13 protein-coding genes and 1 riboswitch are annotated in these 13,625 nt (G+C 71.5%); of the genes, 7 read left to right on the top strand and 6 right to left on the bottom strand.

The annotated features are described in order from the left end of the window. Positions 1–4 precede the first annotated feature (4 nt). Genes ACN267_RS24430 through ACN267_RS24420 form a run of 3 tightly spaced genes read right to left on the bottom strand, consistent with a single transcriptional unit; the run spans position 5 to position 2,273 of the window. The gene (locus ACN267_RS24430) at positions 5–283 is read right to left on the bottom strand and encodes a hypothetical protein (RefSeq protein ID WP_204958426.1); all 279 of its coding nucleotides are present in this window, start codon (positions 281–283) and stop codon (positions 5–7) included. Between the two features lie 5 nt (positions 284–288). Then, positions 289–1,470 (bottom strand): class E sortase, encoded by a 1,182-nt coding sequence (locus ACN267_RS24425; protein WP_204958427.1) that lies wholly within the window; start codon positions 1,468–1,470, stop codon positions 289–291. Further along, a complete protein-coding gene (locus tag ACN267_RS24420; protein WP_204958428.1) occupies positions 1,467–2,273 on the bottom strand; it encodes a DUF881 domain-containing protein in 807 nt (268 codons plus the stop codon). The genes ACN267_RS24425 and ACN267_RS24420 overlap by 4 nt, the downstream gene beginning before the upstream one ends. 228 nt (positions 2,274–2,501) lie before the next feature. Between ACN267_RS24420 and ACN267_RS24415 the strand changes: the two genes are divergently transcribed. Continuing rightward, positions 2,502–2,765 carry a cell division protein CrgA gene (locus tag ACN267_RS24415; RefSeq protein ID WP_204958429.1) on the top strand — a complete coding sequence of 88 codons (264 nt, stop codon included), beginning with the start codon at positions 2,502–2,504 and terminating at the stop codon, positions 2,763–2,765. 288 nt (positions 2,766–3,053) lie between these two features. Then, the gene (locus ACN267_RS24410; protein ID WP_204958430.1) at positions 3,054–5,270 is read left to right on the top strand and encodes a (Fe-S)-binding protein; all 2,217 of its coding nucleotides are present in this window, start codon (positions 3,054–3,056) and stop codon (positions 5,268–5,270) included. 71 nt (positions 5,271–5,341) lie between these two features. Here the strand turns inward: ACN267_RS24410 and ACN267_RS24405 are convergent, their stop codons facing one another. Beyond that, positions 5,342–6,022, bottom strand: coding sequence for a GOLPH3/VPS74 family protein (locus tag ACN267_RS24405; protein WP_281901533.1), 681 nt, complete (start codon positions 6,020–6,022; stop codon positions 5,342–5,344). Positions 6,023–6,167: 145 nt separating this feature from the next. Between ACN267_RS24405 and ACN267_RS24400 the strand changes: the two genes are divergently transcribed. The 4 genes from ACN267_RS24400 (at position 6,168) to ACN267_RS24385 (ending at position 10,993) form a co-directional block, all read left to right on the top strand. Then, on the top strand, positions 6,168–7,475 hold the full coding sequence (locus tag ACN267_RS24400) for a hemolysin family protein (protein WP_421490489.1): 1,308 nt from the start codon (positions 6,168–6,170) through the stop codon (positions 7,473–7,475). Beyond that, entirely contained in the window at positions 7,468–8,472 is a 1,005-nt protein-coding gene (locus ACN267_RS24395; RefSeq protein WP_204958433.1) for a hemolysin family protein, read from the top strand. The genes ACN267_RS24400 and ACN267_RS24395 overlap by 8 nt, the downstream gene beginning before the upstream one ends. 177 nt (positions 8,473–8,649) lie before the next feature. Further along, positions 8,650–9,648 carry a C40 family peptidase gene (locus tag ACN267_RS24390; RefSeq protein WP_204958434.1) on the top strand — a complete coding sequence of 333 codons (999 nt, stop codon included), beginning with the start codon at positions 8,650–8,652 and terminating at the stop codon, positions 9,646–9,648. 155 nt (positions 9,649–9,803) lie between these two features. Then, positions 9,804–9,940, top strand: a riboswitch (cyclic di-AMP (ydaO/yuaA leader). A gap of 12 nt (positions 9,941–9,952) precedes the next feature. After that, positions 9,953–10,993: an NlpC/P60 family protein gene (locus ACN267_RS24385; protein WP_204958435.1), complete on the top strand. Its 1,041-nt coding sequence runs from the start codon at positions 9,953–9,955 to the stop codon at positions 10,991–10,993. Positions 10,994–11,042: 49 nt separating this feature from the next. Here the strand turns inward: ACN267_RS24385 and dcd are convergent, their stop codons facing one another. Then, positions 11,043–11,621, bottom strand: a complete 579-nt coding sequence (dcd, locus tag ACN267_RS24380) for a dCTP deaminase (protein WP_204958436.1) — start codon at positions 11,619–11,621, stop codon at positions 11,043–11,045. Positions 11,622–11,767: 146 nt separating this feature from the next. On the opposite strand from dcd, the gene ACN267_RS24375 reads away from it, so the two are divergent. Beyond that, positions 11,768–12,322, top strand: a complete 555-nt coding sequence (locus ACN267_RS24375) for a pyridoxamine 5'-phosphate oxidase family protein (RefSeq protein WP_204958437.1) — start codon at positions 11,768–11,770, stop codon at positions 12,320–12,322. Between the two features lie 72 nt (positions 12,323–12,394). Here the strand turns inward: ACN267_RS24375 and ACN267_RS24370 are convergent, their stop codons facing one another. Next, on the bottom strand, positions 12,395–13,429 hold the full coding sequence (locus ACN267_RS24370; protein WP_204958438.1) for a zinc metalloprotease: 1,035 nt from the start codon (positions 13,427–13,429) through the stop codon (positions 12,395–12,397). Between the last annotated feature and the right edge of the window lie 196 nt (positions 13,430–13,625).

The raw sequence follows: 13,625 nt of genomic DNA, 5'->3' as shown, positions 1-13,625 counted from the left end.
GGGCTCACCGGCTTGGGGAGGGGGCGGGTGGGGTGTTGTTCTGGTCGGTGTCGTACGGCAGGTCGTGCCCGTCACCGGCCGGCGCGTCCGGGTCGACGGCGGAGTCGCCGCCCGGATTGCCGGAGTCCTGGGTGACCTGCACGTCGTCGAAGGGCAGCAGCGGCTCGGCCCAGGGGAACACCACGTACCAGAGCAGCGCCACCGTCGCGGTGGCGATCAGCACCGAGCCGAGCAGCTTGCCGGGCAGCCCGAAGGGCAGCTTGCGCCAGATCCAGGAGTACATCGCCGTCAGCCCTCGAGCTCCGGCGGGGGCCCCTGCGACTTGGGCTGCGTACGGTCGAGTTCGGCGTGGACGATCAGCCGCTGGTAGTTGTCGAACTTCGGGTTGCAGGTGGTGAGGGTGAGCAGTTTGCGGGTGGGTTTCACGTTCGGCTTGCCGGGCACCGGGGCGACCACCTCGACCTGGTCGGGGCGGACGATCTGGGACTGGTACACCTTGTAGACGTACCAGTCCTGCTTGCCCTCCAGGAGGATCGCGTCGCCGGTCTTCAGCTCGTCCAGCCGCCAGAAGGTGGCCCGGTTGCGGTGCCCGGCGACGGAGAAGTTGCCCACCTCGCCGGGGAGCGCGCTCTTCGGGTAGTGGCCCGGGGCGTAGCGGATGTCCTCCTGGGTGACGCCCTCGACGACCACCCAGTTCTTGTCGAGGCTGGGGATGTAGAGCCCGGCGATCGGCTGGCCCTCGGCCGGGGCGACCGCCTTGGCCGGGCCGGTGGGGCTGACTGTGGGGTCGCCGGTCGGGCCCCACGCCTGGGCGAGCTGCTTGTTGAGCTTGCTCTGATGGGCGTCGACCAGGGCCGACTTGCCCCAGATCTCGTAGCCGGCGAAGAGGAGCACCACCAGGCCGAAGGTGATCAGCAATTCGCCGCTGACCCGGACGCCGGTCCGCAGCCGGGAGGCGAAGGTGGGCCGGGTCAGCTCCGAGTAGACGCTCTTGTAGCCCTCCCCGGTCTGTTCCGGGCGTAGCTGCACCACCCGTTCACCGCGGCGGGGCGGGGGTGGGGGCGGGACGGGGTCGCCTGACCCGTCGGGTTCGGGGGCCGGTGGCACCGCCCCCATCAGCGCGGTGGAGTCGAGCGCCGGGCTGGTCGGCCGGGCCGGCAGCACCGGGAGCAGCGCCGTCGCCGCCGGGTCGACCGTGCGGTCCGGCTGCCGGCCGGTGGGCGCGGGTGGGGTGGGGCGGCCCGGCCAGGCAGGCGGCGGCTGGCGGTTGGGCAGCACCGGTGCGGGCCAGGGGCCGGCGGCCTGCGGACGGGCGGTTCGCGGGTCGGCGGTATGCGGACGGGCGGTCTGCGGGCCGCCGGCTTGCGGGCGGGCGGGGGCGGGCGGCGTGGACCGGTCGACCGGGGGGAGGAAGGCGGTCGGCCCGTCGTGCTGGTCGCCGCGGCGCGGGTCCCCGCCCTGCCGGGTCATCGCGGCACCGTCGCCGATCGCAGCGCCGTCGAGTCCTCGAACGCGGGCACGCCGACGGAGCCGACGCGCTCGGAGTAACCGAGCTGGTAGTGGTCGACCGCCTGCTTGAACAACCCGACTCCCTGAGAGCCGGCGAGGGCCTGCTGGAGGGCAGCGGGATCGCCGATTGCTACGATCTTGAATGGTGGCGAGTACACCCGGCCGTGCAACAGCAGGGTGTTACCGACGCAGCGTACCGCGCTGGTGGAGAGCACGCGGACGTTCATGATGGACATGGCCTCCGCACCTCCGGCCCAGAGCGCGTTGACCACCGCCTGCACGTCACCCTGGTGGACGACCAGGTCGTCGTTGGTGGCGCCCTTGGGTAACGTGCCGTCACTGCGCCTCGGGGCGTCGTTCAGTTCGACGGTCACCCCGGGCCCGGCGAGCGGGGTGAACCCGGCCGCCTGCTGGATCGCCTGGGCGCGGTCGCGCTGTTCCTTGATCGGTTCGTCGGTGTCGGCCAGGGTTGCCGTCTCGCCCTCGACGTCGGCGCGCAGCCGGGCGGCCCGCAGCTCGCTTTCGGCCACCTGCTCCCGGCGGTCCTCGATGAGCTGGGTCAGCTGGGGTCGGCGGTCCTCGCGCAGGGCGGTGCCGCCGGCGGTGGTCGCCGTGGTGGTGAAGAGCAGCCCGGCCGCGGCGGCGATCAGCGGCACGCCCACCGACCAGCCCGGCCGGCGCTGCCGGGGGCGTCGTGGCAGGAAGGCGGCGACCGCCCGGCGCATGGCCTTCTGCCAGGACGCGGCACCGGATGTGTACTCCACCGAGCGTTCCTCTCCCGTCGTGTGGTGACGCCCGTCACGACCCGGGACGGTCACCGGCATCGCGTCGACCCGCCCGAATCCGGTCACCGTGGGCACCGGATCGACCCCATTCATGGCCTGGAGCGGCCTTCCGGACTACGCTAGCTGTCGAACATTATTGGCCATGGACCGTCGCCCCCGCGCCCGGTTGTCAGGCCGGACGAGGTCGTCACCCCTCTGGAGAGCGTCGTGCCCAAGTCTCAGGTCCGTAAGAAGAAGGTGTACACCCCGCCGACGGACGTCCGTCCGACGACGACGGCGGCGACGCGCAAGCCTAGCCCGGTGTGGCTGCCGGCGACCGCTGTCGCGCTGATCGTCGGCGGCATCGGCTGGCTGGTGGTCTACTACCTCTCCGAGCAGGAGTACCCGGTCGCCTCGTGGGGCTACTGGAACCTCGCGGTCGGTTTCGGCGCGATGGTGGGCTCGCTGGTCCTGCTCTCCCGCTGGCGTTGAGCGCGGCGCTCCGCCGCGTCCCGCGACACGTCCCAGGTCACCCCGGACGGCCCCAGCCCGGCGCTTCGGCGTCGGGAGCCCTATGGTGTCCGCAGGGCGGCGTGGCCTGGTGCGAGAAGATTCACGTTACCGTCGGGTAACTTTCGCGTAGGCTGCACTGCATGACCGAGCGGAGCGAGGTCATCGACCGGTCCGGTCGGGGGTGCGGCGGCAGCACGCCGGCCACCCCCTGAGCCGGCCCCCGGTCGCCGAGCCGCTCGACAGGCAGCAGACCGGGAGGCCAACTCGATGGGTAGCGTCCAGATCGTCACCACGGTCCTCGCCGCCGCCATCACCGCCGTGGCGGTGTGGCTCGCGGTGCGCGCGGTGCTGAGGATGGTGGCCGTCATCCGGCTGGGGCAACCCGCGCCGGAACGGTTCGCCGACAAGGGCACCCGGGCGAAGACGATGCTGGTCGAGACGGCCGGCCACACCCGGATGCTCCGGTGGGGTGTGGTGGGGGCCGCGCACTGGTTCGTGATGGTCGGCTTCATCGTGCTGTCGCTGCTCGTGCTGGAGGCGTACTTCGAGGTCGTCTCGCCGACCGGCGGCCTGCCGCTGATCGGCGGCCTCGCCGTCTACGGCCTGGTCACCGAGGTGATCGCGGTGCTCGGCACGATCGGCATCGTAGTGCTGATCGCGATCCGGGTCCGCAACCGGCCGACCCGTCCGGGCGGGCGTTCCCGGTTCACCGGCTCCACCATGTGGCAGGGCTACTTCGTCGAGGCGGTCGTCCTCGCCGTGCTGATCATGGGGTTCGTGATCCGCGGCTTCAAGGTCGCCACCGACCACTTCGAGTACCCGGTCTGGGCCACCCCGGTCAGCCACGCCGTCGGCGCGCTGCTGCCCGCCTGGCCGGCCGGGGTCAGCGTGGCCGCCCTCATCAAGATCGCCATCTCGATGACCTGGCTGATCGTCATCGCGTTGAACGTGACGATGGGCGTCGCCTGGCACCGCTTCCTGGCGTTCTTCAACATCTTCTTCAAGCGCGAGCCGGCCCGGCCCGCCGGCTCCGGGCTCGGCCCGCTGCGCCCGATGACCAGCCAGGGCAAGCCGCTCGACTTCGAGGAGGCCGACCCCGAGAAGGACCAGTTCGGCGTCGCCCAGGTCGAGCAGTTCACCTGGAAGGGCCTGCTCGACTTCAGCACCTGCACCGAGTGCGGGCGCTGCCAGTCGCAGTGCCCGGCCTGGAACACCGGCAAGCCGCTGTCGCCCAAGCTGCTCGTGCTCAGCCTCCGCGACCACGCGTACGCCAAGGCGCCCTACCTGCTGGCCGGCGGCGGCAAGGACCTCACCGGCGAGGAGAAGGCCACCGCGGCACAGCTCGCCCACCTCGACGTGCTCACCCTCGCCGAGGCCGAGAAGCCGCTGATCGGCGACGCCGAGGCCGGTGGCGTCATCGACCCGGACGTGCTGTGGTCCTGCACCACCTGCGGGGCCTGCGTCGAGCAGTGCCCGGTCGACATCGAGCACGTCGACCACATCGTCGACATGCGGCGCTACCAGGTCCTGATCGAGTCGAGCTTCCCGTCCGAGGCCGGCGTGATGCTGCGCAACCTGGAGAACAAGGGCAACCCGTGGGGTGCCCCGCAGAACACCCGCGAGGACTGGACCAAGGGGTTGGGCTTCGAGGTGCCCCGGGTCGGCGAGGTCGACGACTTCGAGTACCTGTTCTGGGTCGGCTGCGCCGGCGCGTTCGAGGACCGGGCCAAGAAGACCACCCGGGCGGTCGCCACCCTGCTGAACGAGGCGGGCGTCTCCTTCGCCATCCTCGGCGAGGGCGAGACCTGCTCCGGTGACCCGGCCCGGCGGATCGGCAACGAGTTCGTCTTCCAGATGCTCGCCCAGCAGAACGTCGAGACCCTCAACGAGGCGTTCGAGGGCCGGGAGCAGGCCAAGCGCAAGATCGTCGCCACCTGCCCGCACTGCTTCAACACCCTCGGCAACGAGTACGGCCAGCTCGGCGGCGAGTTCGAGGTGGTCCACCACACCCAGCTCCTGGCCCACCTGGTCAGCACCGGCCGGCTCACCCCGGTGCAGCCGGTCGACGGCGGCGTCACCTACCACGACCCCTGCTACCTGGGCCGGCACAACCGGGTCTTCGCCGCCCCCCGGGAGGTGCTCGGCAGCGCCCTCAACGGTGGCGGCGGGGCCGGCTCCGACCTGATCGAGATGCCGCGCAACAGCGAGCGCTCCTTCTGCTGCGGTGCCGGCGGCGCCCGGATGTGGATGGAGGAGAAGATCGGCAAGCGGATCAACGTGGACCGGGTCGAGGAGGCCATGTCCACCGGGGCGCGGACCGTCGCCGTCGGCTGCCCGTTCTGCTCGACGATGCTCAACGACGGGGTCAACGGCAAGGGCGCCGGCGAACAGGTCGAGGTGGTCGACGTGGCCAGCGTGCTGCTGCGCTCGGTCAGGCCGGACACCGCGCCCGGCGAGAAGCAGACCGCGCCGACCGCCGGCTGAGGCCGTACCGCCGCCGGGGCGGACGCACGACGGCGGTGGCACCCCACCCGGTGCCGCCGCCGCAGCGGCCCTCAGGACGACGTGGTGGTGATGATGGCGGCCGTGGTGGTGACCGTGGTCGCGATCATGATCGCGGCCTGGGTCTCCTCGATCGCCTTCTTGGTCGCCGCGGACGCCCAGTCCCCGTCGGCGATCTCCGTGGCGCGGGCCTTGAGCCGTTCCTTCGGCAGCTCCCGGAAGAGCTTGCGGTCCAGCCCCACCGCGCGGGTCAGGCCGAGCAGCGCGGCCGTCCGGGCCTCCACCGGGCCGTCGGCGAGCAGCGCGTCGACCATCCGCTGCCGGGCCGCCGTCTCCGCCACCGGCTCCGCGCCGGTCGGCGACGGGTAACGGGTACGCGGGAAGACCAGCAGCACCCGGTCGGACTCCCGGCGCAGCACCCCGGCGTCGACCAGGCCCGACAGCACCCGGTCGGGCAGCCCCTTGGCCAGCCGGCTGATCCAGTCCTTGGGCCGGCGACGCCTGCCGTCGGCGGCCACCTGCGCGAGGGCGTCATCGAGCAGCGGACGGCCGACCGGCGTCGGGTCGGTCACCACCACCCGGTCGTCGGCCACCTCGACCCGACCGGCGAGAGCCAGTTCGAGCAGCACCGCACCGGACAGCCCATAGTCGAGGTGCGGCCGGCCGAGCCGGTTCACGCCGGTGTCGTCGTAGGCGAGCAGGACCAGTTCGTCAGCGAGGGTCAGCGGTGCCATGCCGTCCACGCTAACTCCGTGCCGCGAACCCCGCCCGTGGGCGGACCCGGCGGTGATGCCGGTGACCGTCTGCCACGCCCCGGTGACCGCCGGGGGAGGATCTGAAACAATTACGTCCATCGACTCACTGCTGCTCGGCACGCTGCTGCCCCTGGCCGGCTTCGTGCTGCTGACCGCCGGCAACGCGTTCTTCGTCGCGGCCGAGTTCGCCCTGGTCACCGTTGACCGGGCGGAGATCGACAGACGGGCCGAGGCCGGCGACGCCACCGCCGCCACCGTCCGCCGGGCGCTGCGCGAGCTGTCCTTCCAGCTCTCCGGGGCGCAGCTCGGCATCACCCTCACCGCGTTGCTCACCGGCTACCTGGCCGAACCCGCCCTGTCCCGGCTGTTCGCCCCGCTGCTGGCCCCGTTGGGCGGGACCGACCGGTTCGGCCCGCTGCTCGCCCTGGCGCTGGCCACCCTGCTCTCGATGCTCTTCGGTGAGCTGGTGCCGAAGAACCTGGCGCTGGCCCGGCCGATGCCGGCGGCGTTGGCCACCGCCGGCCCGATGCGGGCCTTCTCCCGGGCCTTCGGCTGGCTGATCCGCGGGCTGAACGACTCGGCGAACCGGCTGGTCCGCCAGCTCGGCGTGGAACCGCAGGAGGAACTGGCCAGCGCCCGCTCCCCGGAGGAGCTCGGGCTGCTCGCGGCCATCTCGGCCCGCGCGGGCGCGCTGCCGCCGGACACCGCGATGCTGCTGCGCCGGACCATCCGCTTCGGCGACAAACGGGCCGCCGAGGCGATGACCCCCCGGGTGGACGTGATCGCGCTGCGGGCCACCGCCACCGTCGCCGAGCTGCTGGACCTGTCCCGGCGTACCGGCCGCACCCGGTTCCCCGTCTTCGAGGAGACCCTCGACCTGGTCACCGGGGTCGCGGCCGTGCCGGACGCGCTCGGCGTGCCGCTGGCCGCGCGGGCCCGCACCACCGTCGCCTCGGTCGCCCGCGAGCCGGTGTACGTCCCGGAGAGCCTGGACCTCGACGGGGTGCTGGCGGCGTTGAAGGCCGCCGGGTCCGACCTGGCCATCGTCGTCGACGAGTACGGGGGCACCGACGGGGTGGTGACCGTCGAGGACCTGGTCGAGGAGCTGGTCGGGGAGATCGCCGACGAGTTCGACCCGGCCACCGTGGACGACGTCCACGCCACCGGGCTGACCGTGCCGGGCGGGGAACGGACGGTCCTGGTCGACGGGGTGCTGCGCGGGGACGAGTTGTTCGAGCAGACCGGCTTCCGGCTCCCCGAGGGCCCGTACGAGACGCTGGCGGGCTTCCTGATGGCCCGGTTGGGGCACATTCCGCTGCCGGGCGAGACGACCCGGGCGGACGGCTACGCGTTCACCGTCGTCGAGGTGGAGCGGCACCGGATCGAACAGGTCCGGGTGGTCCGCCCCGAGGAGCCGCACGCCGATGACTGAGCTGCTGGTCGCGGTGGTGCTGCTGCTCGGCAACGCGTTCTTCGTGGGCAGCGAGTTCGCCCTGATCGCGTCGCGTCGTACGGTGGTGGAGCCGTTGGCCGCCACCTCGAAGCGGGCCCGGTGGGCGTTGTCGGCGATGAACCAGATCCCGCTGATGATCGCCGGGGCGCAGTTGGGCATCACGGTCTGTTCGCTCGGGTTGGGCGCGATCGCCGAGCCGGCCCTGGCCCACCTGCTGGAGCCGGTGTTCCACGCGGTGCTGCTGCCGGCGGGCGCGGTGCACCCGGTCTCCTTCCTGATCGCGCTGGGCGTGGTGGTGTTCCTGCACACCGTGGTCGGCGAGATGGTGCCCAAGAACATCACCCTGGCCGGGCCGGAGCCGTCGGCGCTCTGGCTGGGGCCGGCGATGCTGGCGTTCTGCCTGGCCACCAAGCCGTTGCTGCTGGCGATGAAGTGGGCGGCGCGGCAGGTGCTGCGGCTGTGGGCGGTGGAGGCGGCCGACGCGGTCAAGACGGTCTTCACCGCCGAGGAGTTGGCCGGGCTGGTCGCCCAGGCCCGCACCGAGGGGTTGCTCGACGCCGGGGAACACGCCCGGATCACCGGGGCGCTGGCGTTGCACGACCGGACGGCGGCCGACGCGCTGCAACCGTGGTCCACGGTGACCACGGTGGCCGAGGACGTCTCACCGGCCTCGCTGGAGGTGTTGGCGACGAGCACCGGCCGGTCCCGGTTCCCGGTGGTGCAGCGTTCCACCCGCCGGGTGCTGGGGTTCGTGCACGTCAAGGACGTCCTCGGGTACGCCGGGGTGGCCCGTCGCGCGCCGGTGCCGGCCGAGGTCTACCGGCCGCTGGCGGTGGTCCCGCCGGACCGTACGTTGGCCGATCTGCTGCTGGCGATGCGGCGCGAGCGGCGGCACATGGTGCTGGTGAGCGACGGTCGCCGCCCGCTGGGGGTGGTCACGCTCGACGACGTATTGACTGCCATCGTTGGAAATTGAGTGGACACCCTTTGTGTGCAAGCGATTGCACTGATGTGATGGATTGCCCACCCGCCTTGATTCCCCACCGCGACTGCCCCTAATGTTGCACCGGCCGCTGTGGGACGTCTGCCTCCTTCTTCCCCTTAGCGAGGCGCCCGGCGGTCGGTTGCAAAGGAGTCGACGCCGGTGGCAACCATGCCCCCTCACCGTCACGCCCAGGGCCAGCCGCCCGTACGGCCGGCAGCCCTCCGGCGGATCGCCCGCCGCCTGCTCACCCTGGTCGCGGCGGTCGCCGTCGGTGCCGGGATGTTCGCCGTGCCGGCCCACGCCGCGCCGTCGCCCGAGGAGATCGAGGCGGCCCTCGACAAGCAGTGGGAGCAGATCGAACCGACCATCGAGAGCCACCACAAAGTCCAGGAGCAGCTGAAGGTCAACCGCAAGAAGGCGGCCGACCTCCAGAAGAAGATCGAGCCGCTGGCGCTGCAGAGCGAACTCGCCCTGGGCCGGGTCGGCGACCTCGCCTCCCGCTACTACAAGTCTGGCCCCTCGCAGGAGCTGAGCGCGCTGCTCACCACCACCAAGCCGGGCACCCTCGCCACGCAGCTGACCATCCTGGACCGGCTCGCCGCCGAGCAGCGCCGGGAGGTCGAGGCCGTGCTCGTGGTCCGCCGCAAGTACGACGCCGAGAAGCAGAAGCTCGACACGCTGATCGCCGCCGAGGTGAAGCAGGAGAAGGAACTCGCGGCCAAGAAGAAGCAGATCAATGCCGAGATCAAGCGGCTGCAGGCGGCGATGCCGAAGACCACGGTGAAGGTGAACGGCTGCCCCACGATCAACGGTGTGGTCAGCTCCGCCGCCCGGACCGCGATCGCGACCGCCTGCGCGCAGGTCGGTGACCCGTACGTCTGGGGCGCCACCGGGCCGAACTCGTTCGACTGCTCCGGGCTCACCCAGTTCGCGTACAAGGCGGCAGGTATCTCGCTGACCCACTTCACCGGTGCGCAGTGGAACGAGGGCAAGGCCATCCCGCGCTCCGAGGCCCGCCCCGGCGATCTGGTCTTCTTCTTCAGCGACCTGCACCACGTCGGGCTCTACCTGGGCAACGACATGATGGTGCACGCGCCCCGGACCGGTAAGCCGGTCCAGGTGACCAGCATCAACTACATGCCGGTGGCCGGCTTCCGCCGCCCCTGACCAGCGCAGACGTCAACCCCCGGCCCGATGGGCCGGGGGTTGCGTGTTTTCCGGTCACCGAGTGTGCCGGCCCGGCGGGTTGCGGATCGATAACGACCATCTCTACTCTGGTCAATCGTCGGTCGGCACCAGGTCCGCCCCGCCCGGGGTGGCGTCGGCCGGCACCGCCGAGTCGCCTCCGGGCGAGCCGGGGACCCAGGTACGCCGGGGTGAATCCGCGACCGCCGCGGTAGGGCGCTCCCTTCCCGCCCGAACCCGTCAGCTAACCCGGTAGGCGGTCGAGGAAGAAGGAGCCCGGAGCCCGGTGGCACACCATGCCCCGCGGCCGCCGTCGCACCGGACGACCCAGGTCGCCCGGAACACGACGGTGCCGCGCCCACGCTGGTCCCGCTTCACCACCACCCTCGCCACCCTGGCCGCCGCAGCGGTCGTACTGACCGGTGGCCCTACGGCGGCGCACGCCGACCCCTCGGTCGCCGAGATCGAACGGCAGATCGACCAGGACTGGAACAAGCTCGAACCGCTCATCGAACAGCACAACGCCACCCGCATCGACCTCGCCGCCAAGCGCCGGCAGGCCGACGCGCTCGGCAAGCGCATCGCCCCCCTGCAACGCCGTGTCGACCAGGCGATGAACCAGGTCAGCGGCCTCGCCGTGCAGGCGTACAAGGGCGAGAACATGTCCACCGTCAACGCCCTGCTCGGCAGCCGCAACCCGAGCCAGGTGGTCGAACAGCTGGGGCTGCTGGACCGGTTCGCCAGCCGCCAGCAGCGCGAGGTGCGGGCCGTCGCCGAACTGCGCGACGAACTCGCCGCGACCAAGGCGCCGCTGGACGAGATGGTCGCCCAGCTCACCCGTACCGAAGCGCAGCTCGCGGCCCGCAAGAAGCAGATCAACACCGAGATCGACAGGTTGCAGAAGTTGCGGCTCAAGGTCTACGGCAACGGCGGCGGCGGGCCGCTGCGCCCGGCGCCGTGCCCCGCAGGCTACCCAGGTGGTCCGGCCGGTACGGCGGTCAAGTTCGCCTGCGCCCAGATCGGCAAGTTGTACGTGTGGGGCGCGGCCGGACCGAACAACTACGACTGTTCCGGGCTGACCATGGCGGCCTGGGCGAAGGCCGGGGTGTCGTTGCCGCACAACGCCCGGCAGCAGCGCCAGGTCACCGACCGGGTGAGCCGGGCCGACCTGCGCCCCGGCGACCTGGTCTTCTACTACTCCGACCTGCACCACGTCGGAATGTACGTCGGGGACGGCTGGGTCGTGCACGCCTCCCAGGCGGGCAAACCGATCACGATGAAGCGGGTCGACGACGGGCCGGTCAACAGCTACGGCCGACCCGGCTGAGCCACCGTGTCGGGGCCCCGGACCCGGGGCCCCGACACGGCACGCCGCGTCAGCCGATGGTCCAGGTGCGCCAGTTCTGCCAGGAACGGCTGGGGGTCGGCCCCCGCTGGCCCTGGTAGCGCGACCCGTACACCGCGGAGCCGTAGGGGTGCTCGGCCGGCGAGGAGAGCCGGAAGATGCAGAGCTGGCCGATCTTCATGCCCGGCCAGAGGGTGATCGGTAGGTTGGCCACGTTCGACAGCTCCAGCGTGACGTGGCCGGAGAAGCCCGGGTCGATGAAACCGGCGGTCGAGTGGGTGAGCAGCCCCAGCCGGCCCAGGCTCGACTTGCCCTCCAACCGGCCGGCGAGCTGGTCGCCGAGGGAGATGACCTCAAGCGTGGAGGCGAGCACGAACTCGCCCGGATGCAGCACGAACGGCTCGCCCGCCGGCACCTCGACCATCGACGTCAGGTCGTCCTGCTGCACCGACGGGTCGATGTGGGTGTAGAGGTGGTTGTTGAACACCCGGAACAGCTTGTCGAGGCGCACGTCGATGCTGGACGGCTGCACCAGACTCGGCTCGAACGGCTCCAGCGCCAGCGCGCCCGCCTTGATCTCGGAGACGAGGTCCCGGTCGGAGAGCAGCATCGGGACACCATATCCAGCGCCTCGGCCGGACCCGCCCACCGGGCCGCCCCACCGGCCGGCGTCGTCGCCGGCTCCGAGGCGTACGTCGGGCCGTTCGACCTGCGTGTCGGACTGATTTTCGAACGCCTGTTCGATAGGATGACGACATGGCATCCTGGTCCGCATTCGCCGCCGACGAGCCCCGACTCGCCGACGGGATCCGCCTTCTCCTCCAGCAGTACGGGTCGGGTTTCGGCTACCTGGCCACCGTCCGCGCCGACGGCGGTCCCCGGGTGCACCCGGTCTGCCCGCTGGTCACCGACGGCGGGCTGTTCTGCTTCGTCGTCGACTCGCCCAAGCGGCGTGACCTCGAACGCGACGGCCGCTACGCGCTCCACTCGTTTCCGCCTGAGGACAGCGACGACGAGGCGTACGTCGCCGGTCGCGCCGAGCCGGTGACCGACCCGGCCCGGGTGGCGCTGGTGGCCGAGATCGGCCGGGCCGCGCCCCAGGTCGACTGGCGGCTCTTCGAATTCAGCGTCGACGTCGCCATGCTCACCCGCCGTGAGCACGGTGGCCCGTTCAGCGGTGACGCCGGGCGTCCCGCCGTGCAGGTCTGGCTCGACCCGGTGCCCGGTCGGCACGGTGTCGCCGGCCTGCCCGACCAGCGCCCGTCCCGGCGCGGTCGGCACGGGTTCGACACCCGTCGCACCGCCGCCTGACCCCGGAAACGACGGTGCCGGCCCCGTCCCCAGGGGACGGAGCCGGCACCTGACGCTGTGCGGCGCCGCCGGTCAGGCCGACGCGCGGTACGCGGTCCAGGCGTTCACCATGCGGCTCGCCTGCCCAGCGGTGAACTGGTACATGCACGAGTCGTAGGTGTAGTCCATGAAGTTGGTGATCGGGTCCTTGCCGGTCGCGGTGCAGGTGTCCCGGCCGGTCGGGCACTGGTAGGCCGGCTCGCGCTCGGCCGGGGTGTCCGAGACGCCGTCGCCCGAGCCCGAGCAGCCACCCTGGAAGGTGTGGTAGAGGTTCAGCCAGTGGCCGACCTCGTGGGTGCCGGTGTCGCCCAGGTTGTAGTTGGTGGCGGTGCCGTTCGGCAGCGATTCGCCGAGCACCACGACGCCGTCCATGACGTCCAGGGTGCGCTTGGGGAAGGTGGCCCAGCCGAGCAGGTCGTCGCTCAGCTCACCCAGGTACATGTTGAGGGTGTTCTTGCCGCCGGTGCGCAGCGAGGTCTTCATCGCCCGCTCGGCCGAGGAACCCTGCACGATCGGGTACCACGACGCGTTGGTGACCCGGTTGATCTTCTGGAGCTGGAAGGTGAAACCCGTGGCGGCCCCACCGGTCGCACCGCTGTACGCCTGGTTGAGCACGCTGATCTGCGAGTTGATCATCGAGTCGGGGATGTTGCCCCCGGCCCGGGTGCTGTCCCGCTGGATGACGTGCACGACGACCGGGATGCTGATCGGGGCCAGCGCCACCGTCGTGCCCTCGGTCGAGCCGCTGCGGTAGCTGGACTTCGACTGTAGGGCGCTGTTGCGCAGGGCGGCGGCGAACTCCGCCTCCCGCTCCTGGACCTGCTTGGCGGTCAGCTCGTTGGGGTCGTGCCGCTTGTGGGCAGCCTTGCTGCCGCCACGGACGCGGGCGTCGGAGTGGACGTCCGCGTGGGCGTCGGCCGGCTCCGCGCAGGAAGTGTTGTCGGGGGCTGCGGAGTACGCGGAAGCCGCAGGTACGACGCCCACCGCAGCGGTGCTCAACAGCAGCGCGAAGGTCGTCGACGCGACACCGGCGGCACGCCGGGTCAGCAGGTTGGGACGCAGTCCCATGGGCCCACCTCTTTCTGGCGGCGCGGCAGGGGGTATGTCGCGCCGAGGTCGTGAACGTGGGGGTGACGTTACAACTGATCGACACGTTTGAGAACGTCCCCAAGCTGCTTCTGTGAAACATCTGACCGTTTTGTTTCAGCAGGTGGTGGCTGGTTGCCTACGCAAGGTGATCGGTGGCGTGCGGGGTGCCCGGGTG

The sequence above is a fragment of the Micromonospora sp. WMMD734 genome (assembly GCF_049178975.1).
Lineage (GTDB): Bacteria > Actinomycetota > Actinomycetes > Mycobacteriales > Micromonosporaceae > Micromonospora > Micromonospora wenchangensis.
Note: the sequence above shows the minus strand (reverse complement) of the source record. Positions and strands in the feature narration are given on the sequence as shown.

Bases quoted from the DNA above. Each gene is read 5' to 3' on its own strand.
- ACN267_RS24430 (WP_204958426.1), bottom strand. From the start codon at position 283: ATGTACTCCTGGATCTGGCGCAAGCTGCCCTTCGGGCTGCCCGGCAAG.
- ACN267_RS24425 (WP_204958427.1), bottom strand. From the start codon at position 1,470: ATGACCCGGCAGGGCGGGGACCCGCGCCGCGGCGACCAGCACGACGGG.
- ACN267_RS24410 (WP_204958430.1), top strand. From the start codon at position 3,054: ATGGGTAGCGTCCAGATCGTCACCACGGTCCTCGCCGCCGCCATCACC.
- ACN267_RS24405 (WP_281901533.1), bottom strand. From the start codon at position 6,022: ATGGCACCGCTGACCCTCGCTGACGAACTGGTCCTGCTCGCCTACGAC.
- ACN267_RS24395 (WP_204958433.1), top strand. From the start codon at position 7,468: ATGACTGAGCTGCTGGTCGCGGTGGTGCTGCTGCTCGGCAACGCGTTC.
- ACN267_RS24390 (WP_204958434.1), top strand. From the start codon at position 8,650: ATGCCCCCTCACCGTCACGCCCAGGGCCAGCCGCCCGTACGGCCGGCA.
- dcd (WP_204958436.1), bottom strand. From the start codon at position 11,621: ATGCTGCTCTCCGACCGGGACCTCGTCTCCGAGATCAAGGCGGGCGCG.
- ACN267_RS24375 (WP_204958437.1), top strand. From the start codon at position 11,768: ATGGCATCCTGGTCCGCATTCGCCGCCGACGAGCCCCGACTCGCCGAC.
- ACN267_RS24370 (WP_204958438.1), bottom strand. From the start codon at position 13,429: ATGGGACTGCGTCCCAACCTGCTGACCCGGCGTGCCGCCGGTGTCGCG.